At 72.9% G+C, this 22,744-nt stretch carries 22 protein-coding genes; 8 read left to right on the top strand and 14 right to left on the bottom strand.

Going from position 1 to position 22,744, the window contains the following annotated elements; translation table 11 throughout:
* Positions 1–54: 54 nt before the first annotated feature.
* A complete protein-coding gene (locus AC3EUV_RS15820) occupies positions 55–327 on the bottom strand; it encodes a GlsB/YeaQ/YmgE family stress response membrane protein (RefSeq protein ID WP_327227149.1) in 273 nt (90 codons plus the stop codon).
* A 115-nt stretch (positions 328–442) separates the two neighbouring features.
* Positions 443–1,252, bottom strand: coding sequence for an NAD-dependent epimerase/dehydratase family protein (locus tag AC3EUV_RS15815; RefSeq protein ID WP_432145348.1), 810 nt, complete (start codon positions 1,250–1,252; stop codon positions 443–445).
* A 195-nt stretch (positions 1,253–1,447) separates the two neighbouring features.
* On the opposite strand from AC3EUV_RS15815, the gene AC3EUV_RS15810 reads away from it, so the two are divergent.
* A complete protein-coding gene (locus tag AC3EUV_RS15810) occupies positions 1,448–2,464 on the top strand; it encodes a 5-dehydro-4-deoxyglucarate dehydratase (protein ID WP_432145347.1) in 1,017 nt (338 codons plus the stop codon).
* 59 nt (positions 2,465–2,523) lie between these two features.
* Here the strand turns inward: AC3EUV_RS15810 and AC3EUV_RS15805 are convergent, their stop codons facing one another.
* The 3 genes from AC3EUV_RS15805 to AC3EUV_RS15795 form a co-directional block, all read right to left on the bottom strand.
* A complete protein-coding gene (locus tag AC3EUV_RS15805; protein WP_432145346.1) occupies positions 2,524–3,264 on the bottom strand; it encodes a response regulator transcription factor in 741 nt (246 codons plus the stop codon).
* 52 nt (positions 3,265–3,316) lie between these two features.
* A complete protein-coding gene (locus AC3EUV_RS15800) occupies positions 3,317–4,627 on the bottom strand; it encodes a sensor histidine kinase (RefSeq protein WP_435603181.1) in 1,311 nt (436 codons plus the stop codon).
* Positions 4,628–4,883: 256 nt separating this feature from the next.
* Entirely contained in the window at positions 4,884–5,654 is a 771-nt protein-coding gene (locus tag AC3EUV_RS15795; RefSeq protein ID WP_432145344.1) for an IclR family transcriptional regulator, read from the bottom strand.
* A gap of 141 nt (positions 5,655–5,795) precedes the next feature.
* Between AC3EUV_RS15795 and AC3EUV_RS15790 the strand changes: the two genes are divergently transcribed.
* Entirely contained in the window at positions 5,796–7,346 is a 1,551-nt protein-coding gene (locus AC3EUV_RS15790; protein ID WP_435603180.1) for an aldehyde dehydrogenase (NADP(+)), read from the top strand.
* A gap of 5 nt (positions 7,347–7,351) precedes the next feature.
* Entirely contained in the window at positions 7,352–8,023 is a 672-nt protein-coding gene (locus AC3EUV_RS15785) for a GNAT family N-acetyltransferase (protein WP_435603179.1), read from the top strand.
* Here AC3EUV_RS15785 and AC3EUV_RS15780 read toward each other — a convergent pair.
* Positions 7,965–8,654: a class I SAM-dependent methyltransferase gene (locus tag AC3EUV_RS15780; protein ID WP_435603178.1), complete on the bottom strand. Its 690-nt coding sequence runs from the start codon at positions 8,652–8,654 to the stop codon at positions 7,965–7,967. The two genes, AC3EUV_RS15785 and AC3EUV_RS15780, sit on opposite strands and share 59 nt — an antisense overlap.
* Positions 8,655–8,703: 49 nt before the next feature.
* Positions 8,704–9,483, bottom strand: a complete 780-nt coding sequence (locus AC3EUV_RS15775) for a helix-turn-helix domain-containing protein (protein ID WP_432145340.1) — start codon at positions 9,481–9,483, stop codon at positions 8,704–8,706.
* A gap of 699 nt (positions 9,484–10,182) precedes the next feature.
* On the opposite strand from AC3EUV_RS15775, the gene AC3EUV_RS15770 reads away from it, so the two are divergent.
* The 3 genes from AC3EUV_RS15770 (at position 10,183) to AC3EUV_RS15760 (ending at position 13,254) form a co-directional block, all read left to right on the top strand.
* Positions 10,183–10,920 carry a DsbA family oxidoreductase gene (locus AC3EUV_RS15770; protein ID WP_432145339.1) on the top strand — a complete coding sequence of 246 codons (738 nt, stop codon included), beginning with the start codon at positions 10,183–10,185 and terminating at the stop codon, positions 10,918–10,920.
* A gap of 113 nt (positions 10,921–11,033) precedes the next feature.
* A complete protein-coding gene (locus AC3EUV_RS15765) occupies positions 11,034–12,095 on the top strand; it encodes an aminotransferase class V-fold PLP-dependent enzyme (protein WP_435603177.1) in 1,062 nt (353 codons plus the stop codon).
* A 91-nt stretch (positions 12,096–12,186) separates the two neighbouring features.
* On the top strand, positions 12,187–13,254 hold the full coding sequence (locus AC3EUV_RS15760; RefSeq protein WP_435603176.1) for an alkene reductase: 1,068 nt from the start codon (positions 12,187–12,189) through the stop codon (positions 13,252–13,254).
* 116 nt (positions 13,255–13,370) lie between these two features.
* On the opposite strand, the gene thpD is transcribed toward AC3EUV_RS15760, so the two are convergent.
* The 4 genes from thpD to ectA form a co-directional block, all read right to left on the bottom strand.
* Positions 13,371–14,270, bottom strand: a complete 900-nt coding sequence (thpD, locus tag AC3EUV_RS15755) for an ectoine hydroxylase (RefSeq protein ID WP_387248739.1) — start codon at positions 14,268–14,270, stop codon at positions 13,371–13,373.
* A gap of 95 nt (positions 14,271–14,365) precedes the next feature.
* Positions 14,366–14,782: an ectoine synthase gene (locus AC3EUV_RS15750; protein ID WP_018091828.1), complete on the bottom strand. Its 417-nt coding sequence runs from the start codon at positions 14,780–14,782 to the stop codon at positions 14,366–14,368.
* Positions 14,783–14,837: 55 nt separating this feature from the next.
* Entirely contained in the window at positions 14,838–16,106 is a 1,269-nt protein-coding gene (ectB, locus tag AC3EUV_RS15745; protein WP_386691719.1) for a diaminobutyrate--2-oxoglutarate transaminase, read from the bottom strand.
* Between the two features lie 136 nt (positions 16,107–16,242).
* Positions 16,243–16,812 carry a diaminobutyrate acetyltransferase gene (gene ectA, locus AC3EUV_RS15740; protein WP_432145336.1) on the bottom strand — a complete coding sequence of 190 codons (570 nt, stop codon included), beginning with the start codon at positions 16,810–16,812 and terminating at the stop codon, positions 16,243–16,245.
* 610 nt (positions 16,813–17,422) lie between these two features.
* Between ectA and AC3EUV_RS15735 the strand changes: the two genes are divergently transcribed.
* Both AC3EUV_RS15735 and AC3EUV_RS15730 read left to right on the top strand, forming a co-directional pair.
* Positions 17,423–18,514 carry an amidohydrolase family protein gene (locus AC3EUV_RS15735; protein ID WP_432145397.1) on the top strand — a complete coding sequence of 364 codons (1,092 nt, stop codon included), beginning with the start codon at positions 17,423–17,425 and terminating at the stop codon, positions 18,512–18,514.
* Positions 18,515–18,963: 449 nt separating this feature from the next.
* Positions 18,964–19,932, top strand: coding sequence for an SCO1860 family LAETG-anchored protein (locus AC3EUV_RS15730; protein WP_435603232.1), 969 nt, complete (start codon positions 18,964–18,966; stop codon positions 19,930–19,932).
* A gap of 156 nt (positions 19,933–20,088) precedes the next feature.
* Here AC3EUV_RS15730 and cobC read toward each other — a convergent pair whose 3' ends face one another.
* The 3 genes from cobC to AC3EUV_RS15715 all read right to left on the bottom strand — a co-directional run bounded on the left by cobC (position 20,089) and on the right by AC3EUV_RS15715 (position 22,713).
* Positions 20,089–21,177 carry an Rv2231c family histidinol phosphate aminotransferase CobC gene (cobC, locus tag AC3EUV_RS15725; protein WP_435603175.1) on the bottom strand — a complete coding sequence of 363 codons (1,089 nt, stop codon included), beginning with the start codon at positions 21,175–21,177 and terminating at the stop codon, positions 20,089–20,091.
* A 2-nt stretch (positions 21,178–21,179) separates the two neighbouring features.
* On the bottom strand, positions 21,180–22,088 hold the full coding sequence (locus tag AC3EUV_RS15720) for a sirohydrochlorin chelatase (protein WP_435603174.1): 909 nt from the start codon (positions 22,086–22,088) through the stop codon (positions 21,180–21,182).
* Between the two features lie 100 nt (positions 22,089–22,188).
* A complete protein-coding gene (locus tag AC3EUV_RS15715; RefSeq protein WP_435603173.1) occupies positions 22,189–22,713 on the bottom strand; it encodes a cobalamin biosynthesis protein in 525 nt (174 codons plus the stop codon).
* Positions 22,714–22,744: the final 31 nt, after the last annotated feature.

Below are 22,744 nucleotides of genomic sequence, written 5' to 3'. Positions count from 1 at the left end.
ATCGGCGCGCCTTTGCGGTTCCATTACCTGCCGCCGGATGGCCGCCCGGCCCGTTCACCGGCGTTCGCGGGAGTTGCCGAAGAGCAGCCGGTAGGCGATCAGCAGGACCAGGGCCCCGGCGATCGAGGCGACCCACATTCTCGGCTCGCCGAAGTCCTTCGGGATCGGCTCGTTGAGAAACTTGGTGGAGAGCCAGCCGCCGATGAAGGACCCCACGATGCCGATCAGGGTCGTGCCGATGAGCCCTCCCGGGTCCCGTCCCGGCAGCAGAACCTTGGCGATGACGCCCGCGATCAGCCCGAGTACGAGCCAGCTGACGATGCCCATGATGCGTTCCTCGTTCCTGCGCGGAGATTCGGTACGTAGACGAGGACGCCTGGTGGGCGGCACGGGTTCCGTGGCGTGCCCCGTGTGGTCTCTGGTACGGCCGCGGGGCGGGCGGTCAGTGCGGCCACTGGGGCGGGTCGGTGCAGAAGGAGCCGCCGAGATGGGCATGGGCGGGGTTCCGCGGGTCCAGCGTGCCCTGGGCGGCGATCAGCTCCGCCGCGTACGGCTCGGAGTCGTCCCGCGGGGTGTACCCCAGCGCGCGGGCGGTCGACAGGTCCCACCACAGACGGGTGTTGGCGGAGGAGCCGTAGACGACGGTGTGGCCCACGCCGGACGCGCTGAGCGCGGCGTCCAGCAGCCGTGCGCAGTCGGCCGGGCTGAGCCAGATCGACAGCATCCGTACCGAGGTCGGCTCCGGGCGGCAGGAGCCGATCCGGACCGAGACGGTCTCGATGCCGTGCAGGTCCCAGTAGAGCGAGGCGAGGTCCTCGCCGAAGCCCTTGGACAGGCCGTAGTAGGTGTCGGGGCGGCGGGGGGTGCCGACGGGGATGGCGGCGGAGCCGTCCGCGGGGCGCGGGGTGAAACCGACGGCGTGGTTGGAGGAGGCGAAGACGACCCGGCGGACACCTGCCGCGCGGGCCGCCTCGTAAAGGTGGTAGGTGCCCTCGATATTGGCGCGCAGGATCTTCTCGAACGGGGCTTCCAGCGAGATACCGGCGAGGTGGACGATCGCGTCGACCCCGTCCACGGCCGCGCGCAGCGCCTCCGTGTCGGCCAACTCGGCGGTGATCGCGTCCGGTTCGCCGTCGACGGGCCGCTGGTCGAAGAGGCGCAGCCGGTAGCCGAAGGGCGGCAGCAGCTCGCGCATCAGGGTGCCGACGCCGCCGGCGGCGCCGGTGAGCAGGACGGTGCGGGGTGCGGTCATGGGCGGCGACTCCTCCGGCCGGGCGGCAGGGCCGCGGGTGCGGACGTCATTCAGAGGGATGGACAACGACCGTAGAAAGCCGGATCTTGGCCGGTCAAGCCGCTTGACGGGTGGTGTGAAACGGCTTGTGGCACGGCAGTTGTGGGTCCTTGACCGGTGTGGTGCGACTGCCCTAGCTTGGCGCAGTTCAGAAATATGGACGTCGATCAGGAACATGCACAGGCACTACGCCAGGGAGCGCCCGTGACCTCAGCCCGTCCCCCCGCCACCGCCGGGAAGCCCCCGCAGCTCGCCGACCGCCTCGACGGACCGCTGTTCTTCCCCGTGACCGCGTTCGGACCGGACGGCGCCCCGGACCCGGCCGTCTTCCGTGCCCATGTACGCGACGGCATCGGCGCGGGCGCGGGCGCCGTCTTCACCTGCTGCGGCACCGGCGAGTTCCACGCGCTCACCCCCGGGGAGTTCGCGGACTGCGTCGCGGCCGCGGTCGAGGAGGCCGCGGGCCGGGTCCCGGTGATCGCCGGTACGGGCTACGGCACCGCGCTCGCCGTGCAGTTCGCCGGGCTCGCACACGCCGCGGGCGCCGACGGACTGCTCGCCCTGCCGCCCTATCTCGTCGTCCCCGGCCAGCAGGGCCTGCTGACGCACTACACCGAAATCGCCGCCGCCACCCCGCTCCCCGTCATCGTCTACCAGCGCGACAACGCCGTCTTCGCCCCCGCCACCGTCGCGGCCCTGGCCAGGACCCCCGGCATCATCGGCCTCAAGGACGGGCTGGGCGACCTCGATCTGCTCCAGCGCATCATCAGCACCGTCCGCACCGAGGCCCCCGACGAGAACTTCCTTTACTTCAGCGGCCTGCCCACCGCCGAACTCACCGCCCCCGCCTACCGGGCCCTGGGTGTCGCCCGCTACTCCTCCGCCGTCTTCGCCTTCGCCCCCGAGATCGCGCTGGCCTTCCACCGCGCGCTGGACACCGGCGACGACCCCACCGTGCAGCGGCTGCTCGACGGCTTCTACCGGCCCCTGGCCGAACTCCGCAACCAGGGCCGCGGCTACGCCGTATCCCTGGTCAAGGCAGGCGTCCGCCTGCGCGGCCGGGACGTCGGGGAGGTCCGGCCGCCCCTCGGCGAACCGTCCCCCGCGCAGGTGAAGGAGCTCGCCGGGCTGATCGAACACGGCCTGGGGCTGGTGGCGGACGGGGCGGGGTGAGTGGGGGGCGCCGTACGCACCCCGCCCCGATGGCTTCATGCACCCCGTCCCGGCGCCCCTCACCCCGGCCGCACGAACCCGCACTCGTACGCGGCGATCACCGCCTGGGTCCGGTCCCGCACCCCGAGCTTGGCCAGCACCCCGGCCACATGTGTCTTGACCGTGGCCGGGCCCACCCCCAGCCGGTCCGCGATCTCGGCATTCGTCATGCCGGCCGTCATCAGCCGCAGCACCGCCCGTTCCCGCTCCGACAGCCGGGTCCGCAGCGTCCGCACCGCGTCGTCCGCGGCGCGCTGTGCGGCGTGCCGGGCGGCCAGTTGGCGCACCGCGGCCGGGAACAGCAGCGAGTCGCTGCGCGCCACCAGTCGTACGGCCTGCACCAGGTCCTCCGCGCCGGACCGTTTGAGCAGGAACCCGCTGGCACCGGCCCGCAGTGCGTCATAGACATAGGCGTCGTTCTCGAAGGTCGTCACCACGATGATGCGCGGCGGCCGGTCCATTCCGGCGAGCACCTGCTCGGTCGCCCGGATCCCGTCGATCTCCGGCATCCGGACGTCCATCAGCACGATGTCCGGGCGCAGTTCACGGATCAGCGGCACCGCCTCGGCGCCGGTCGCCGCCTCGCCGACGACCTCCATATCGCCCTCGGCGCCCAGGATGGCGCGCAGCGCCGAGCGCACCATCTGCTCGTCGTCGGCGAGCACGATACGGAGGGGGCGGGGGGTGTTCGCGTTGTGGGCCTGCCGGTCGGGGCTCCGCCCGTCGTGGTCCCGCTGGTCGTCGTCCTGCGTCGTGGTCATGCTCCGCTCATCCCCGTACCCGGCCACCGGCCGTGTGCCATCCGCCGCCCGCTCACCATTCCTCGGTCCCCGTTCCCGTCCCCGTCGCCGTGCTCGTCTCTGCCCCCGTGCCCGTCCCCGCCGCCGCCCCCGTCAGTGGCAGCCGGGCCGTCAGCCGCCATACGCCGTCCCGTTCCGCCGCCGTGGCGGCCCCGCCCAGCAGCCGTGCGCGCTCGGCGATCCCGCGCAGCCCGCGGCCCCCGCCCGGCCGGTCCGCCGGGCCCGCCGCGGCACCGGCCACCGCCTCCGCCGCACCGCTCACCGCCCCCGCCACCGGATTCTCCACCCGTATCAGCAACTCGCCCTCCCCGACGCCGAGATGCAGCCGGACCGGTACCGGACCGGCGTGCCGCAGCGCGTTGCTGAGGCCCTCCTGCACGATCCGGTAGGCCTCCCGGGAGACCACCGGCGCCAGCCCTGCGCACGGTCCCTCCACCGTCGCCTCGACCGGTACGCCCGCCGCCCGGGTACGGCCGAGCAGCGCCTCCAGGCCGTCCAGGGTGGGCGCGGGCGCGGCCGGATCGCTGCCGTCCTCCTCGCGCAACAGGCCGAGGACGGTGTCCAGTTCGGCGACCGCGTCGCGGGTGGTCTCCTCTATGGCGGCCAGCGCCCGGCGGGCGAACTCCGGGTCCGTGTCCAGGACCCGGCGGGCCGCGCCCGCCTGGAGGGTGACCGCGCTCAGCGCGTGTCCGACCGCGTCGTGCAGCTCGCGGGCCAGCCGGTTGCGGGAGGCCAGCTCGGCGGCCCGGCGCTCGGCGGCCGCCAGCCGGTCGGCAGGTGTGGGACCCAGCAACACGGGGGCGACGCGGGCCAGCAGTACTCCCGCCCCCCAGGCCGTGCCCACCACCAGGGCCAGCAGCGCCAGCCCGGCGAGCGGGCCCAGCACGCCGTGGAAGAGGTCCGGCACCCCCAGCGCGGTGTTCCGCAGGGGGTCGGCGAACGGCTGCAACAGCAGCACCACCGCGGCCGGCGGCGCGGACAGCGTCATCCCGCTGACGATCCCCCCGGCCAGCAGATGCGCCACGAACCACAGCGCCGTACGCCGCCGGGCCGCCCAGGAGACCGCCGGGCCTTCGGCCAGCCGCTCCGCCGGCACCCCGCACAGCGACCGTACGGCGGCCACCTCCAGCGGCCGCAGCAGCGGGAAGAGCAGCGCGGCCAGGGCGGCAAGCGGCAGCGCACCGCCGAACGCGACGAACTGCCAGCCCAGGTCGCGCAACGGGTCGGCGCCGTCCACGAGCAGCGGCACGACGACCGAGGCCAGCAGGAAGAACGGCATCAACAGCGCGCCGCCCAGCACCAGATGGACCCAGCGCCGGCCCATCAGCGGCACCGCGCGGCCTCGCGTACGGCGAAAAAACGGGCCCCGGCCCCCGCCACCACCCTCGCCCCGACGCTCATCCGCACAGCGTAAGTGAGGCTCATCGGCGGTGGGGGTGGCTTCGGTTCGGCTGCCGTAGGGGTGGTCCGGGTGCTCATGGCGGCCAGTCTTCCGGAGGTCGGCCGGCCGGGCCTCGGTCGCGCCGACGATTCCCCTCCGCCGTACGGGGGAGGGGGCCGTCAGCGCTCCGTCGGTCCCCTCACAGCCGCCGGGTGGCCAGCGTCAGCCGGTCGCGGGCGTCGAACAGGGCGTCCTTGATCATCTGCTCGTGCCCCGGGGCCAGCCGGGCCACCGGCACCGAGCAGCTGATCGCGTCCCGCGCCGGGGTGCGGTAGGGGATGGCGACGCCGAAACAGCGCAGGCCCAGCGTGTTCTCCTCGCGGTCGACCGCATAGCCCTGTTCGCGTACCGCGTGCAGCTCCTCGATCAGCTGCTCGCGGTCGGTGAGGGTGTGCTCGGTCAGCGGGGCGAGGGCCGGCGGCAGCAGCGCCCGGACCTGCTCGTCGGTGTACGTGGCGAGCAGTGCCTTGCCCAGCGAGGTGGAGTGCGCCGGCAGCCGCCGGCCGACGCGGGTGAAGGGGCGCAGATAGTGCTGCGACTGCCGGGTCGCGAGATAGACGACATTGGTGCCGTCGAGCCGGGCGAGGTGGATGGTCTCGGTGGTGTCGTCGGAGAGCCGGTCCAGTGTCGGCCGGGCCGCGGCCACCACCTCGTCGCCGTCGATGTACGAGGTGCCGACGAGCAGGGCGCGCACCCCGATGCCGTAGCGGGTGCCGGTCGCGTCGGTCTCGACCCAGCCCAGGTCGACGAGGGTGCGCAGCAGCATGTAGAGGCTGGACTTCGGGTAGCCGACCGCTTCTTGGACCGAGGCCAGACTGTGCATACCGGGACGACCCGCGAAGTACTCGAGCAACTCGACCGTCCGCACCGCAGATTTGACCTGCGATCCACCGGTTTCGGCAGCTGACATCGCCCTTGACCCCTCTGTTCGGACCGCCATAGAGTCCCGGTTGTTGTTCATCATCTGGGACGGCGTTCACGATATCGAACGTGCTCCGGTGTGCGGCAAGGCGCGGAACGACTCGGCAGCATCGCCCGGGAGGAATGCACGGTGGCAGCGACAGCAGCGGCACCAGTCTGGAGTGTCGACCCCCGAACCGGGAAGCAGCGGGAACAGGTTGCGGTGGAGGCCACCGCCGACGAGGTGGACACCGCGGTCCGCACGGCACACGCCGCCCGCGGCGCGCTGGCCGACCGCACCGTACGCGCCGCCCTGCTGCGCCGCTCCGCCGATCTGCTCGACGAGGCGGGTGAGGCGGTCATCGAGGCCGCCGACGCCGAGACCGCGCTCGGCCCCGGCCGGCTCACCGGTGAACTCGCCCGCACCACCTACCAGTTGCGGGCCTTCGCGGACCTGGTGGAGGACGGCGCGTTCCTCGACGTACTGATCGACCACGCCGACCTCGCACTCACCCCGCCCCGGCCCGACCTGCGCCGCTACAAGATCCCGCTGGGCCCCGTCGCGGTCTACGCCGCCAGCAACTTCCCGCTCGCCTTCTCGGTACCGGGCGGCGACACCGCCAGCGCCCTCGCCGCCGGCTGCCCGGTCGTCGTCAAGGCACACCCGGACCATCCGGCCACCTCCGAGCTGTGTGCCGCGCTGCTGCACCGCGCCGCCAGGGAGGTCGGCCTGCCGGAAGGTGTGGTCAATCTGGTGCACGGCTTCCAGGCCGGTATCGACCTGGTGCGCCACCCGCTGATCAGCGCGGCCGGCTTCACCGGCTCGGTGCGCGGCGGCCGTGCCCTGTACGACGCGGCCGCCGCCCGCCCGCACCCGATCCCCTTCCACGGCGAGCTGGGCAGCCTCAACCCCGTGGTGATCACCGAGGCCGCGGCCGCCGAGCGCGCCGAGCAGATCGGTGCCGGGCTGGCCGGGTCGATGACCCTCGGCGTCGGCCAGTTCTGCGTCAAGCCGGGCCTGGTCCTGGCGCCCGACGGTGCGACCGGCGACCGGCTGCTGACGGCGCTGACCGCGGCGGTCAGCGACACCGAGGCCGGGGTGCTGCTCGACCAACGGATGCGGGAGTCGTTCCTCGAAGGGGTCCGCACCCGCGCCGCGCTCCCCGGTGTCCACGCGCCGGTCACCCCCGGCGCGGGCAGCGAGCACACCGTCAGCGCCGGCTTCCTCGCGCTCCCCGCCGCCCACCTGGCCGCCGAAGGGCCGCACGACCTCCTCCTGGAGGAGTGCTTCGGCCCGGTCACCGTCGTCGCCCGCTACACCGACGAGGCCGAGATCGGCGCCGTACTCGCCCGGCTCCCCGGCAACCTCTCCGCGACCCTTCAGCTCGGCGACGCGGAGAGCGCCGGCACCGATGCCGCGGGCCGCGGCGCCCGGCTGCTGGCCGCGGTCACCCCGCTCGCCGGCCGGGTGGTCGTCAACGGCTGGCCGACCGGCGTCGCGGTCGCCCCCGCCCAGCACCACGGCGGCCCCTACCCGGCCACCACCTCCACCGCCACCTCCGTCGGCGGCAGCGCCGTGGAACGCTGGCTGCGCCCGGTCGCCTACCAGGACACCCCGCCGGCGCTGCTGCCGCCCGAACTGCGCGAGGACAACCCACTCGGCCTGCCGCGCCGGGTCGACGGCCGCGCCGAGGGCGCATAGCGGTCGTGCGCCCTGCTCCTGACGAGGGCCTCCAGGTCCGCGCCGAGGCGGGTGAGGCCCAGGCTCGCGCTGCTTCCGACGAGGCCCTCCAGGTCCGTGCCGCGCCAGGCGAGGCTCTCCCGGTCGGCCCCGCGCCCGACGAGACCGCGATTCTGGTCCGCCCCGCGACCGCCGCCGAGCTGGCCGCGATCGCCGCCCTGCACTCCGGGGCCCGTGCCGCGTACCACCGCGCCCGTTTCCCGGACGCGCCCTTCGACGTCCCCGCCGAACGGGCCCGATGGCACGACGCCTGGGCCCGTGACCTGGACCGGGGCGACACCCCCGCGCTCTGCGCCACCCGCCGCGGCACCGTGGTCGGCGTGGCCTCCTACCGCCACCGCGCCGACGACCGCCACCGGCCGGCCGTCACCCTCCACCAGCTCCATGTCGACCCCGGACACTGGGGCACCGGCGTCGGCCTGGCCCTGCACCACGCCTGCTTACGGGCCTGGCACGCGGCCGGTGTCTCCCGGGCCGTCCTCGACGTGCTCTGGCACAACCACCGCGCCCGCGCCTTCTACACCCGGCTCGGCTGGCGCCCCGACCCGGACCGCCGCCCCGCTCCGGACGCCACCCACCTCACCCTGACGCTGGACCTGGCGACACCTCCGTCGGCACCGGCTCCCGCCGGGCAATGATCTGAAGCCGCTCGGCCGTCCGCCCGTCGAGCGTGGCCACCGACCCCGCCCGCTCCTTCAGCACCGAGAAGCCCGCCTCCCGCACCAGCCCCCGCAGCCGCTCCGGCGGATGGTGCCGGAACACCCCGCCGTCCGGCGTCTCGAACACCCCGTACGTCCCGTACTGCTCCGCGAACCGCGCATACCGCTCCCGGTTGAGCGCATCCCCCTGCAACGGCACATCGCTCAGATACAGCACCCCACCGGGCCGCACCAGCCGCCCCAGCTCCCCGACGATCGCCGTCTGGTCCGCGTCCCGGGGAACACAGGTCAGCACCGCGAACAGCAGCGCCGCATCGAATGCACCGTCCCCGAACGGCAGCGGAAAACCGGGACAGCGCAGCAGCTCCAGCTCCGGATGCTCCCGCTTCCCCCGCGCGATCAGCGCCGCCGAGACATCCACCCCACGCACCGCGCGGTACCCGGCCCCGGCCAGCTCGGCGGTCAGCCGCCCGTAGCCGCATCCGTAGTCCAGCACCCGCGCGCTCCGCGGCACATACGCGTCCAGCAGCGCCGGGTCGAGCGGGTGGGTGAAGGTCTTGGCGGACCCGGTCGTCTCCCAGAACCCGAGAAATCCTTGTGACGAGGTCATGCGGGGACGGTACCCGCCGGACAGCAGGCCACCCCGCTGAGGAACCGGGTCACTCGGGCGGGGCGCTGTACCGCTCCAGCGCGGCCTTGCCGGTCGAGCGATCCACCAGGCGCAGTTCCCAGGGACCGGTGTTCACGTCGAAGTCCTTGCCGAATCCGACCCACTTGCCCGCCATGCGGCGGTCGGTCGGCTCGACCAGCATCTGGAGGGCGCCGTGGTAGCGGGCACCGTTGTAGTAGCCGTCGGTGGCCGTCTGCTCCACCCACGTACCGGTGATGATGTTGCGGTCCACGGTGAGGTCCAGCGTGAGAGGGCTGTCCGGGTTGCTGCTCGCACCGGGCAGGCTCTGCGCGGTCAGCCGGTTCCCGTGCTGCACGATCACCACGTGGTGCCGGCCCTCGTACGTGGCTTCCCTGCTGGAGGAGTAGAACTCGTACCGGCTCAGCCACACGCCCGTGAAAGCCTCCTCGCCCAGCCGCGTGGCCTTCTGCGGGCCCACTCCCGCAGCGGCGACGCCCTCCGCCCCGGCATCCATGTCATGCCCTCCTGTCCCATCTGCGTGAACCCGTGCCATCGGTAGCGGCAGGCAGAACCCGAGGGCTTCCACGGGGCGGCCCGTCACCCGCTCCAGGGCCCGTGCGTACACACCCCTCGGCGTCCTGCTGACCCCGGATTCCCAGCGCTGTACCAAGCGCTTTGATGCCTCGTTGGGTTCTCCCAGCTCGACGCCCGCGCGCCGTAACGCGGTCGCCAACTCGTCCTGACTCATGCGCAGCCCCAGCCGTACGGCCCGCAGCACATCATTCGGCACCACAGCGGTCGTCGTCATGACGTCAAAGCTAGACCGAATCACCTCCGAATGACACCGGTTTGACGCCCACGCAGGTGTCGTTGACGCCCTCCCGAGTGACGCCCCGGCGACGTCTGAAGCGTCGTCGTTATGTCCCTTCTGCGGCGAGAGCATCGAAGCGCTGAGGAGCCGGCCAGAGAGAGGCGGAGTACGTGACCACAGGCAATGAGGGGGCACCCGGAGGCGGTGTCGGCGCAGCGGTCTTCCTTTCGCTGCCAGAGCTTCAGCCCACCCCTGTGGAGTGCTGCGCCGTCTGCGGCGACCTCGCCGTGCGGCGCCAGGAAGCTCGCGAACGCGGTGACCTGTCCGCCGCAACGGACGCGAACGTGCGCCTCCGGAACCACCGTGACCACGTGGGGAACCGCCCGTGACCATGACCGTGCGGGTCTCCCGTGACTCCTGCAAGACGTGGGAGGCCCTGGTCACGTACCCGGCCGACGGCACTGACAGCTCCCTCGGCCCCGAGGCATCGGGAGTCTGGCCCCCGTGCGGCTGCCCCCGCTGCGTGCGGGCTCAAGAAGCCCTGCCTCCTTCCCCCACGGGAGATCCACGAGGTACGGGACGATCGGCACGCTCTTGATCCGGGGCGTACGCGAAGGCCGGGCGTTCCGCCCGGGAATACTGCCCCCACCCCCGACGTTGCACCGGCCGCACACCCACCCCGAGGAAAGTCAGCTCATGCGCGTCGAAATCTGGTCGGATATCGCCTGTCCCTGGTGTTACATCGGCAAGGCCCGGTTCGAGGCCGGGCTTGCGGCCTTTGCGCACCGGGATGGTGTCGAGGTGGTGCACCGCTCCTTCGAGCTGGACCCGGATGCGCCGGCCGCCACGGATATCCCGGTGGTCGACATGCTCGCCAGGAAGTACGGCGTGAGCCGTGCGCAGGCCGAGGCGATGGAGGCCCGGGTCGCCGAGGCGGCGGCGGGGGAGGGGCTGGACTACCGGTCCGACCGGATCCACGGCAACACCTTCGCGCTGCACCGGCTGCTGCACCTCGCCCGGGAGCACGGTGTCCAGGAGGCATTGCTCGATGCCTTCTACCGGGCCAACTTCGCCGAGGCCAGGCGGCTCGGTGATCCCGCCGTGCTCCAGGAGATCGCCGTCGGCGCGGGGCTGCCCGCCCAGGAGGTCGCGCGGGTGCTGGCCGATCCCGAGGCGTATGCGGAGGAGGTGCGCGCCGAGGAGCGGGAGGCCGCGGAGCTGGGTGCCACGGGGGTGCCGTTCTTCGTCATCGACCGCCGGTACGGCATCTCCGGCGGGCAGCCCGCGGAGGTGTTCCGGGAGGCCCTGGAGCGTGCGTACGCCGACGGAGCCCAGTCACAGACCGACGGTGCCGGGCAGCCGCAGGCCGCCGGTGACGCGGCCGGTTCGGCCCCGGTGTGCGCCGACGACGGCTGCGCCGTGCCCGGGAAATGAGCCGGGGCCGGTCCGTGCGCACCCGGCGTGACCTGCGCCGATAAGGAGCTGTCGCGGGCCGGCCCGGCAGATACGCCATTTACGCGGCGCGAGCGGCCGAGCAGAGTGGGGACATGCATCGACGTGAGCCACTCGGCGGGGCCGAATTCGCGCCCGAGACGACCTATCTGAACTCCGCCTCCAGCGGACTCCTCCCGCGCCGCAGCGCCGACGCCCTGCGCGCGGCCCTGGTGGAGTCCGCCTCCTACGGCACCATGGGCCGCGACTACTTCGCCGCCGCCACCGCCTCCCGTGCCGCCTTCGCCCGGCTGCTGGACGTGCCCGCCGAGCGGGTCGCCCTGGGCAGTTCGGTCGCGGTGCAGTCCGCGTTCGTCGCCGCCACGCTCCCGGAGGGCGCCGAAGTGCTGGCCCCCGAGGGCGACTTCAGCTCCCTGGTCAATCCGCTCGCCGCCCGCCCGGGCATCAAGCTGCGCACCGTGCCGCTGGAGGCGCTCGCCGACGCCGTGCGCCCGGGCACCGCGCTGGTCGCCTTCAGCGCCGTGCAGTCGCTGGACGGCCGGATCGCCGATATGGCGGCGGTGCGCGAGGCCGCCCGGGCCCATGGGGCGCGTACCTACCTCGACCTCACCCAGGCCGCCGGCTGGCTGCCGCTGCGCGCCGCCGACTTCGACTTCGTCGTCGCCGGGGCGTTCAAGTGGCTGCTGTGCCCGCGCGGGGCGACCTTCATGGCGTTCGGCGGGGACTACGGGCGGGGCGCGGAGTGGCCGGCCGCGCTGCATGCGGGCTGGGTCGCGGGGGAGGACATCGGCGCGTCCAACTACGGGCTGATCCAGCCGGCGGCCACCGCCCGGCGCTTCGACGAACCCTATGCGCACTTCTCCTACATCGGCGCCGAGCAGTCCCTCGGCCTGTTGGAGGAACTGGGCGTGGACGCCGTCCATGCCCACAACACGGCGCTCGCCGACCACTACCGCGCGGGGCTGGCCGAGCGGGGTCTGACGCCGCGGCCCGCGCCGGGTTCGGCGATCGTCTCCACCCCCGGGATCGCGGACGCGGAGGACCGGGCCGCCGCCGCGGGGGTGCGGATCTCGGTGCGCGGCGGGCTGCTCCGCGCGGCCTTCCACCTCTACAACTCGACGGATGACGTGGACCGGTTGCTGGCCCTGTTGGGGTAGCGCGGGCGGGGAACAGGGGGCGGGCGGGCGGCGATGCGGCAGCTGGTGTAATGGGAAACGATCTTGTTCCGGACCGCAGGAAAGGCCCGCAGTGACCACCGCGTTCGACCCGATAGACCTCGCCGGCATCCCCCTCGCCAACCGCCTCGTCATGGCCCCGATGACCCGGAACCGCGCCAGCGCCGAGGGCGTCCCGACCCCGTCGATGGTCCGCTACTACACCCAGCGGGCCTCCGCCGGACTCATCATCACCGAGGCATCGCAGACCGAGCCGGTCGGCCGTGGCTACCCGCTCACCCCGGGACTGCACACCCCGGAGCAGGTCGCCGGATGGCGCCGGGTCACCGACTCCGTGCACGCCGCGGGCGGCAAGATCTTCGCCCAGCTGTGGCACGGCGGCCGTATCGGTCACCCGGTGCTGCTGCCCGACGGCCTGGTGCCGGTCGCGCCCTCCGCGGTCGCCGCGGCCGGCCAGGGCTTCACCCAGGACGGCCCGACGGACTTCGTCACCCCGCGCGAGCTGACCGACGAGGAGATCCACCGGACCATCGAGGGTTTCGCGGCCGCGGCCCGCAACGCCCTGGAGGCCGGGTTCGACGGCGTGGAGCTCCATGGCGGGAACGGCTATCTGATCCACCAGTTCCTGGCGCCCAACGCCAACCGGCGGACCGACGCCTGGGGCGGCTCCGACGAGGCCCGCGCCCGCTTCGCCATCGAGGTCGTCAAGGCCGTCGCCGCCGAGGCCGGTGCGCACCGCACCGGTCTGCGGCTGTCGCCCGGCAACCCCTTCAACGACATCGACGAGCCCGCGCCCGAGGCCACCTACACCACCCTGGTCGAGGCCATCGCCCCGCTGGGCCTGGCCTATCTGCACACCTGCGATGTGTTCGACCTGGAGCTGCTGGCCCGGCTGCGCAAGCGCTTCGGCGGGACGTTCCTGCTCAACCCGGCCACCGAGGGCCGGCCCACCGGTCCCGAGGAGCTGTCACTCGTCGAGGAGGGCGCGGCGGATCTGCTGGCGTACGGCGCGCTGTTCCTCGCCAACCCCGATCTGCCCCGGCGGCTGGCGCTCGGCGGGCCCTTCAACACCCCGGACCGGGCCAGCTTTTACGGCGGCGACGACTCGGGCTACCTCGACTATCCGGCGCTGGAGGTCTGAGGGCCGGCGGTCGGGTGCGGGCGCCCTGGAGGGGCCCTGCGCACCTGCCCGTAAACACGGCGCGGCCGCCGCACAGACCTGCTGTGCGGCGGCCGCGCCACCGGTGCGAACGTCCCCTAACGCACCGGAGTGAAGTCGCGGGCCCCGATGTATTCCGGGCGCCGGACCGGTGCCGCGAACGGCTCCACCGCTTCGTTCTCCACGCTGTTGAAGACGATGAAGACATTGCTGCGCGGGTAGGGCGTGATGTTGTCGCCCGAGCCGTGCATGGCGTTGCAGTCGAACCACGTCGCCGAGCCGGCCGAACCCGTGAAGAGACGGATCCCGTGCTTGTCCGCCATCTTCGTCAGCACCTCGTCCGACGGGATGCCCGCGTCCTGCATCTGGAGTGACCGCTTGTAGTTGTCCTTCGGCGTCTCGCCCTCACAGCCCACGAAGTGCTGGTGCGAGCCGGGCATGATCATCAAGCCGCCGTTGGTGTCGTAGTTCTCCGTCAGCGCGATCGAGACCGACACGGTGCGCATGTTGGGCAGCCCGTCCTCGGCGTGCCAGGTCTCGAAGTCGGAGTGCCAGTAGAAGCCGGAGGCACCGAAGCCCGGCTTCACATTGATCCGTGACTGGTGGACATACACGTCCGAGCCGAGGATCTGGCGGGCCCGGCCGACCACCCGCGGATCGGAGACCAGCTTGGCGAACACCTCGCTGATCTTGTGCACCTCGAACACGGTCCGTACGTCCTGTGACTTCGGCTCGACGATGGAGCGCGGGTCGGCGCGCATCGTCGGGTCGAGCACGAGCCGGTCCAGTTCGGCGCGGTACACCGCGACTTCTTCCGGCGTGAGCAGTTCCCCGATGGCGAAAAAGCCGTCGCGTTCGAAGTCGCTCAGCTCGGACGGCTCGAAGGGGCCGGCCGTTCCGGGCTGCGACCACACCACCGGGTCCTTCCGCGGGGTGATGACCTCAGCGGTCCCACGGGTCGGGTACAGGTCGGCGGTGCGCTCGGGTGCGGTGGTCATGGTGTTGCCTTCCTCTCCTCTCGTACGGAATCTGGCTTACGTGCGCGTGCATGCCTCCTGGGTGCTGCCGGACGGGGCAGCAGGCGGGCGGCGCCTCAGACCGTCTCGGGCTCAGACTCCGGTTCGGTGAGAAGCGGGTAGACCCCGTTCTCGTCGTGGTCCTCGCGGCCGGTGACGGGCGGGTTGAAGACACACACGCAGCGGAAGTCCTCCTTGATCCGCATGGTGTGCTTCTCGTGCCCGTCGAGCAGGTACATCGTGCCCGGCGTGATGGTGTATTTCTCGCCGGTCTCATCGTTCGTGAGCTCGGCCTCACCCTCTACGCAGAGTACGGCCTCGATGTGGTTCGCGTACCACATCGACGTCTCGGTCCCGGCGTACAGCGTGGTCTCGTGCAGCGAGAAGCCGACGCGCTCCTTGGCGAGCACGATGCGCTTGCTCTCCCAGGTGCCGGACTTGGCCTTGACGTGGCGGTCGGTGCCTTCGATGTCCTTGAAGGATCGGACGATCACGGTGACTCGGTGCCTTTCTGTGGAACGGTAAGGATCTCTGGGGCCGTTGGGCCGATCAGGCGCAGTCGCGGACCGCGCGGGCGAGGATGCGGAGTCCCTCGTCCAGTTCCTCGGGGGTGGTCGTCAGCGCGGGGAGCAGTTTGACGACCTCGCTCTCCGGGCCGGAGGTCTCGATCAGCAGGCCCAGCTCGAAGGCGCGGGCCGCGATCTTGTTGGCCAGGGGCTTGTCGTTGCACTCCAGGCCCCACACCAGACCGCGGCCGCGGTACTCGGCGATGGTGTCCGGGTGCTCCTCGGCGATCGCCTTCAGGTGTGCCTCGACGATCTCACCGCGGGCGAGAGTCTGCTTCTCCATCTGGCCGTCGGCCCAGTAGGTGTCCAGCGTCGCGGCGGCGGTCACGAAGGCCGGGTTGTTGCCGCGGAAGGTGCCGTTGTGCTCGCCCGGCTCCCAGATGTCCAGCTCAGGCTTGAACAGGGTGAGCGCGAGCGGCAGGCCGTAGCCGCTGATGGACTTCGAGACGGTGACGATGTCCGGCACGATGCCTGCCTCCTCGAAGGAGAAGAAGGCACCCGTACGGCCGCAGCCCATCTGGATGTCGTCGACGATGAGCAGCATGTCCCAGCGCTCGCACAGGTCGGCGAGGGCGCGCAGCCACTCGGCACGGGCGACGTTGATGCCGCCCTCGCCCTGGACCGTCTCGACGATCACGGCGGCGGGGGTGTTCAGACCGGAGCCCTGGTCCTCCAGCAGCCGCTCGAACCACAGGAAGTCCGGGTAGGTGCCGTCGAGGTAGTTGTCGAACGGCATCGGGGTGCCGTGCACCAGCGGGATACCGGCGCCGGCCCGCTTCATGGAGTTACCGGTGACGGCCAGCGCGCCCAGCGACATGCCGTGGAAGGCGTTGGTGAAGGACACGATCGACTCGCGGCCCTTGACCTTACGGGCCAGCTTCAGCGCGGCCTCGACGGAGTTGGCACCCGTCGGGCCCGGGAACATGACCTTGTAGGGCAGGTCACGGGGCCGCAGGATGATGTTCTGGAACGACTCCAGGAACGCCCGCTTGGCCGTGGTGGACATGTCCAGGCCGTGGGTGACGCCGTCCCGCTCGATGTAGTCGATCAGGGCGCGTTTGAGGACGGGGTTGTTGTGGCCGTAGTTCAGTGACCCGGCGCCGGCGAAGAAGTCGAGGTAGGTGTGGCCGTCCTCGTCGGTCATGCGGCTGCCCTGCGCACGGTCGAAGACGGTGGGCCAGCTACGGCAGTAGCTGCGGACCTCCGACTCCACGGTCTCGAAGACGCTCAGATCGGGCTGGGTGATGGTCACAGCATGCTCCTGGGAGATGAGTGGCGAAAGGATGAGAAGTCTGTAGGGGGCTGGGCGGTACCGGCGGTGTCACGGGGGTGTGGTGCCGGGTCCCGCACGACCGCTGCGGCGTCGTCGCCGCGCGGTCCTGGGTGCGTCAGGAGTGCCCCGTGCCGGCCGGTGGCTCGAACGGGCCGATGAGGTGCAGCACCTCCGGCTCGTGGCCCTGCTCCGGGAACAGCCCTGCGTCGAAGAGCACCTCGCTCTTGAGGGGCACTGAGTGCCGCTCGGCGAAGGACGCGAACAACCGGTTGGATGCGGTGTTGTCGGGGGTCACCGTGGTCTCGACGAAACGTACGCCCAGCTCGTCCCTGGCCCGGGCGGCGAGCCCGTCCAGGAGTGCGGCCGCCAGCCCCTGCCCACGGTGCGCGTCGTCGACGGCGACCTGCCAGACGACGAGGGTCTCCGGGCGCTCCGGGCGGAGGTATCCGGTGATGAAGGCGGCCGGCTCGCCCTCCGTGTCGCGCGCGACGACGGAGGTGGCGGCGAAGTCGCGACACCACAGGAGGTAGCTGTACGAGGAGTTGAGATCCAGCGCCTTCGAGTCTCGGGCGATGCGCCAGATCGCGGCTCCGTCCTCCACGCGTGGGGTGTCGAGCTTGAAGCCCTCCGGAAATTCTCTGATATCGCTTCGGGCACCGGCATGGTCTGCTTGTGCGGCGGTCATGGGAATTAAATTTACCCAGGGAAAAAGGAAATTGCATCGCGGGCAGGGGTTACGGAAGCGGCCGAGGTGTGTTATCGCGCGTGGGCGCCCGTACGCGCGATGCCACCGCGAGATGTCCCCATTTGACCGGGAGGTTCGGGGTGAAACGGACACGTTGTGTAGTCGGTCACAGCTCCGTAACACCCATGAGATCCGTCCGAATTACGGAACTTGGCACTAGCGAAATCTTGGCGTTTGAGGTGCGGAAAAGCGGGCAGAAGAATACGGGAAGCTGTACGTCTGAGAAATTGGGAATTCGCCGCCGGAAGGCGGGTCGGAAGACCCATGGAAACCTGCGCGGCAAGTCCCTGACAAGACCCGCAAGAACATGCGCGAGGCGATCTTCGGGAACACTGCGCGAAACGTACGGAGAGTCGCGGAGAACGCGCGGAGAACTGTGCGGCGAGGGTAGTGGAAGCCGCACGGAGAGTGCCCGGAGAACGGTCCGGGACGAAAGTCCGGCGGAGTGCCGCGTTCCCGGAAAACGGCCGCGGAAATGCGGCCGGGCAACGGCTGCGACCGCCGCGGCCGGCCGCCGTACCGCGCCGCCTACAGTGCGGGTATGACGTCCATGAGTGAAGGTGCGGTGCTGCACCTCAAGGGGAGGGTCCTCGTCGGACCGGACGAGGTGCGCGACGAGCTGTGGGTGGTCGGCGGCCGGGTGACATTCGACCGGCCGGTGATGGCACGGGATGCCACCACCGTGACGGGCTGGGCCCTGCCGGGCCTGGTCGACGCCCACTGCCACGTGGGCCTGGACGCGCACGGCCCGGTGGACGCCCCCACCAGCGAAAAGCAGGCGCTCACCGACCGTGACGCCGGCACCCTGCTGATCCGCGACGCCGGATCCCCCTCCGACACCCGCTGGGTCGACGACCGCGAGGACCTTCCGCGGATCATCCGCGCCGGCCGCCACATCGCCCGTACCAAGCGCTACATCCGCAACTACGCGCACGAGATCGAGCCGGAGGACCTGGTCGCCTACGTCGCCCAGGAGGCCCGCAGCGGCGACGGCTGGGTCAAGCTCGTCGGTGACTGGATCGACCGCTCCACGGGCGATCTGGCGGCCTGCTGGCCCCCGGGAGCGGTCAAGGCTGCCATCGCCGAGGCCCACCGCCTGGGCGCCCGGGTGACCGCACACTGCTTCGCCGAGGAGACCCTCGCCCCGCTCGTCGAGGCCGGGATCGACTGCATCGAGCACGCCACCGGGCTCACCGAGGAGACCATCCCGCTGTTCGCCGAGCGCGGCGTGGCCATCGTCCCCACGCTCGTCAACATCGCCACCTTCCCGCGGCTCGCGGACGGGGGCGCGGCGAAGTTCCCGCGCTGGGCGGACCACATGCGGCGCCTGCACGACCGCCGCTACGACACCGTCCGGGCGGCCTACGACGCCGGAGTGCCCGTCTTCGCCGGTACGGACGCCGGCGGCTCGCTCGCCCACGGCCTGGTCGCCGAGGAGGTCGTTGAGCTGACCCGGGCCGGGCTACCCGCCGTGGCGGCCCTCTCCGCGACCACCTGGGGCGCCCGGGACTGGCTCGGCCGCCCCGGCCTCACCGAGGGCGCCCCGGCGGACCTGGTGGTCTACGGGAGCGATCCGCGCGAGGACGTCCGGGTGCTGGCGGCGCCGCACCGGGTGGTGCTGCGCGGGCGGATCGTGGGGTAGGGCCTGTCGTTTGGACCAGGCCGGGCTCGCGGGGTCTGGCACGCGCATCTGCGGCGTTGTCGTCACTCGCCGACGCTCCGCGTCGACTCCCTCCTCCGCCTTGCAGCTGCACGCACCAGACCCCGCTCCCTGATCCGGCCTGGTCCGAACGAAAGACCCTAGCCGCCGGGGTGACCCGGTGAACCTGCCCGGTCAACGCGGGTCACCCGGGAGGTGGGGCGGCTGGGGCGCCCGTGGTGCCTCGTGTCGCAGGAATCGAATACAGGCACGGAAACCACCCATTGGGATGAACTGACGCCACGTGGCTGCCCGTTCACCCTCGGTACGGACACGATGTGCGGGTCGATGCCGTCGGCCCGCGCGATGTCCCCCATTGGCGCGGCCGGCGGCTCCATTTCTCCTGTGAGGGTTCCACACACGTGTCCACCAGTCCCACCAGCTCCTCCGGCATGCCCCGACGCCTCGCCGCGACCCTCGTCGCCACCGCGCTCACGGCCGGTCCCGCCGTCCTCCTCGGCGCCGTCCCCGCGCATGCCACCGGAGACCATGGCCCGGCCCGCGGCACCGCCGACGCGGTCGTGCTGCGCACCGGCGTGAACGTCGGGCTGCTCAACAAGACGGTCGATGTCCCGCTGAACGTCGCCCTCAACGAGGTGCACGCCCCGGCCTCCGCCAACAAGACCGCGCTCACCGTCAAGCTCGACGGCATCGACCAGGGCAAGCCGTTCAGCGTGCTGCGCGCCGACGCCGCCACCGCGCGGGCCACCGCCGACCGCCGCAAGGCCGAGGGCTACGCCAACCTCGTCCGGGCGAAGGTGCATCTGCCCGGTCTGCCGCTGCTGTCCGTGATCGAGGTCCAGCAGGTCACCGCCAAGGCGGTCTGTGAGGCGGGCGCGCGGGCCCGGGCCGAGGCGAACGTGCTGGGCACGGTGCGCGTCCTGGGCCAGAAGGTCACGCTCACCGCGGGCGGCACGACCAAGGTCAAGGTGCCGGGGGTGGGCCAGGTGCGGCTCGACCTGTCCAAGAAGAACGTCACGTCCAAGGGCGCCGCGGCCACCGCCCTCGACCTCGATGTCTCCGTCAACCCGCTGAAGCTGAACGTCGCCGATGTGCACGGCCGGGTCACGCTGGCCAAGGCCACCTGCACCACGCCGCGCGGCAAGGCACCCGAGGACAACGGCTCCGGCGGCACCAGCGGCGGCCAGACCGGCGGTGGCACCGAGCCGGCCGGCGGCAAGGGCACCGAGGTGACGCAGACGGGCTCCGGGACCAGCACCCAGAACCTCGCGGAGACCGGCGGCAGTTCGGCCACCCCGTACCTCGCCGGTGGCGCCGGGCTGCTGCTCGCCGCGGGCGCCGGTGCGATGGCCTTCGCCCGCCGGCGCCGCAGCGCCGCACCGCAGGGCGGCCGCGGCTGACCGACCCCGTACACCGCGCCGGTGCTGTGGGGGCGTCGCGCGCGGTGTACGGCCCGGGGTGTGCCGTGCGGGCCGCGGACCGTACGGCACACCCCACCCCCGCCGGGAACCCCGCGCAGCGCGGTCCGGCGGGGCCGGCCGGGGAAGGCCCGCGCGCTACCCGAGCACCTCGCCCAGGGCCGTCACGAAGCGGTCCGTCGTGGCCCGGTCGCGCACCGCGAGCCGCAGCCAGTCGGGGCCCAGGCCGGGGAAGGTGTCTCCACGGCGCACCGCGAAGCCGCGGTCCCGCAGCGCGGCCCGCACCCGGTCCGCCGCCGGCAGTTGGATCAGCACGAACGGGCCCGCCACCGGCCCCGCCGTCCGGATCTGCCGGAACTCGCCGAGCCGGGCCAACAGATGAGCCCGGTCCCCGGCGATCTCCTCGGCCGCCGCGGCGGCCTCCGCCAGCGCCCGCGGCGTACAGCACGCCTCGGCGGCGGCCAGGGCGGGACTGGAGACCGGCCACAGCGGCTGGGCCCGCTCCAGGGCGGCGACGGTGTCCGCGGCGGCCAGCACATAGCCGATCCGCAGCCCGGCCAGCCCCCAGGTCTTGGTGAGGCTGCGCAGCACCACCAGCCCCGGCAGATCCGTGCGCCCGGCCAGCGCCGCCCGCTCACCGGGCACCGCGTCCATGAACGCCTCGTCCACCACCAGCGTCCGGCCCGGCCGCGCCAAGGAGGCCAGCACCTGGGCGGGGTGCAGGACCGAGGTGGGGTTGGTGGGGTTGCCGACGACGACCAGATCCGCGTCCTCCGGCACCGCGGCCGGGTCCAGCCGGAAGCCGTCCCGCGCGTCGAGCAGCACCCGCCCGACCACGTGCCCGGCGTCCCGCAGCGCCGCCTCGGGCTCGGTGAACTGCGGATGCACCACCACCGGACGACGGGCCGGCACGGCGCGCGCGAGCAGCACGAACGCCTCCGCGGCCCCCGAGGTGAGCAGCACCCGCTCGGTGGGCAGCCCGTGCCGCGCCGCCACCGCCCGGCGGGCCGCACGGCCGTCGGGGTACGCGGCGAGACCGTCCAGCGACGCGGCGATCCGCGCCTTGAGCCAGGCCGGGGGAGTGCCGGTGCGGACATTGACCGCCAGATCCGTCAGCCCGGCGTCCGCGCCCCGTACCTCGGCGTCGCCGTGATGCCGCAGATCGGGTTCGTGCGGGGCGGCCGGGCCGGGGTCCGGGAGCCGGGCGGCCGCGGTGCGTGGGGGCATGCTCACCGTTCCCCGGCGCCCGCGGTCAGGGAAGCGCCCGGCCAGGCCGCGCCGTGTGCCCGCCGGGCGTCCTCCGCCGCCGCCCGGCAACTGCACGGCGCGGCGCCGAACGGCGGCTCGCCCGCCACCGCCGCGCGGTAGCGCTCCATGATCACGTCGGCCACCTCGGGCTCCGGGCCGATCACCGTCGCGCCGAAGACGTCGGTGCCGGGGTGCGCCGCGGCCCAGCCCTCGGCCTGCATGTGCAGCCGCTCCACCGGGCCGCCGGGCAGCAGGAAGTAGGGCAGCACCACGATCCGGCCCGCCTCGCCGGCGCCCGCCGCGGCCGCCAGCGCCCGGCAGCGGTCCAGGCCCGCCGGGACGTCGGGTGCCGCCTGCGCGACGAACGCGGTCTCCACGCCCGCGAAGCCGCGCCCCTCCCACAGCAGCCGCGCGGCCCGGGCCACCTCGGCGTTGGCGTACGGATCGGTCGCGCCGTGGCCCACCAGCAGCACCGTGGTGCGGGCCCGGTCCGCGGGCTTGCGGGCGCCGCTGCCCAGTGCCTGGTCCAGCCGCCGCTCCAGTACGTCGAGCAGCTTGGGGTGCGGCCCCAGTTCGGCGCCGCAGACATGGGCGAGCCCGGGGTGGCGCTCGCTCGCCTGCGCCAGCACCGTGGGCAGCGCCTCCGGGACCGGGCCGGTCGGGGCCGTCAGCAGGGGTATGACGGCGAGGCGGTTGGCGCCCCGCTCGACGAGACCGTCGACGGCGTCGGACAGCGGCAGCGGCGAGCCGGGGACGCCGAAGAACCCGCCGGCGACGGGCACCTCGGGGTGGCGCTCGGCGAGCAGATGCACCAGGGCGCGCAGGGCGTCGGCCCCGCCTTCGTCGCGGGTGCCGTGACCGGCGATGAGCAGTGCGGGAGAGGTCGTCACTAGGTCTCCTTGGTACCGGTGGGTCCGCTGCCGGGCGCCGGGTCGCCGGCGACCGCCCCCGTCCACCGATCCGGGCCACGGCGGGGCGGGTTGGGGGAGGTCATGACGATATCCGCAGCGGAAGAGCGGTCGGTGGCCGCTCCCTCCTACCAGCGGTAAGGGCACCGCTCTCCGTTACAGCGGGCCCGGCCAGCGCACAGGTTGCCCCGGGCGGCCGGTCCCGCGGCGCCGACTTCCGTTTGCCGGCGAGCAGTTCCGCGCCCGGCCCGGCGGCCAGCAGCGCCGCCGCCTCGGCCACGCTCGGCGTCCCGACGGCGGCCGCCGCGGCGCCGGACGGACCGGGCACCGGCACCGCCGCCAGGGCCGCCGCCGGGAACGACCGCAACGGCACCCCCAGCCGGCGGGCCGCCCCGAGCAGGCCCGGCTCCGCCGCCTTGGCCGCGACCGTCGCCAGCGCGACGACCGGCCGGTCCGTACACCCCGCCGCCGCGCGGGCGGCCGCGATCAGCTCCAGCACCTCGGCCATCGGCACACCACGGCGCGCCCCGACCCCGACGACCAGCGGCGCCGCGGCACCGTCGGTCCCGTCGGTCTGGTCGGTCGCGTCGGGGGCCCGGTGCGTCATAGCGCTACGGCTCCCCGGCCCGGGTGCCGGC

This window comes from Streptomyces sp. bgisy130 (assembly GCF_057708345.1).
This window is presented reverse-complemented; position numbering and strand designations above follow the sequence as displayed.

Bases quoted from the DNA above. Each gene is read 5' to 3' on its own strand.
- AC3EUV_RS15815 (WP_432145348.1), bottom strand. From the start codon at position 1,252: ATGACCGCACCCCGCACCGTCCTGCTCACCGGCGCCGCCGGCGGCGTC.
- AC3EUV_RS15780 (WP_435603178.1), bottom strand. From the start codon at position 8,654: ATGACCTCGTCACAAGGATTTCTCGGGTTCTGGGAGACGACCGGGTCC.
- AC3EUV_RS15765 (WP_435603177.1), top strand. From the start codon at position 11,034: ATGCATCGACGTGAGCCACTCGGCGGGGCCGAATTCGCGCCCGAGACG.
- AC3EUV_RS15795 (WP_432145344.1), bottom strand. From the start codon at position 5,654: ATGTCAGCTGCCGAAACCGGTGGATCGCAGGTCAAATCTGCGGTGCGG.
- AC3EUV_RS15715 (WP_435603173.1), bottom strand. From the start codon at position 22,713: ATGACGCACCGGGCCCCCGACGCGACCGACCAGACCGACGGGACCGAC.
- AC3EUV_RS15820 (WP_327227149.1), bottom strand. From the start codon at position 327: ATGGGCATCGTCAGCTGGCTCGTACTCGGGCTGATCGCGGGCGTCATC.
- AC3EUV_RS15775 (WP_432145340.1), bottom strand. From the start codon at position 9,483: ATGACGACGACCGCTGTGGTGCCGAATGATGTGCTGCGGGCCGTACGG.
- AC3EUV_RS15770 (WP_432145339.1), top strand. From the start codon at position 10,183: ATGCGCGTCGAAATCTGGTCGGATATCGCCTGTCCCTGGTGTTACATC.
- AC3EUV_RS15735 (WP_432145397.1), top strand. From the start codon at position 17,423: ATGAGTGAAGGTGCGGTGCTGCACCTCAAGGGGAGGGTCCTCGTCGGA.
- thpD (WP_387248739.1), bottom strand. From the start codon at position 14,270: ATGACCACCGCACCCGAGCGCACCGCCGACCTGTACCCGACCCGTGGG.
- AC3EUV_RS15800 (WP_435603181.1), bottom strand. From the start codon at position 4,627: ATGGGCCGGCGCTGGGTCCATCTGGTGCTGGGCGGCGCGCTGTTGATG.
- AC3EUV_RS15730 (WP_435603232.1), top strand. From the start codon at position 18,964: ATGCCCCGACGCCTCGCCGCGACCCTCGTCGCCACCGCGCTCACGGCC.
- AC3EUV_RS15810 (WP_432145347.1), top strand. From the start codon at position 1,448: ATGGACGTCGATCAGGAACATGCACAGGCACTACGCCAGGGAGCGCCC.
- cobC (WP_435603175.1), bottom strand. From the start codon at position 21,177: ATGCCCCCACGCACCGCGGCCGCCCGGCTCCCGGACCCCGGCCCGGCC.
- ectA (WP_432145336.1), bottom strand. From the start codon at position 16,812: ATGACCGCCGCACAAGCAGACCATGCCGGTGCCCGAAGCGATATCAGA.
- AC3EUV_RS15805 (WP_432145346.1), bottom strand. From the start codon at position 3,264: ATGACCACGACGCAGGACGACGACCAGCGGGACCACGACGGGCGGAGC.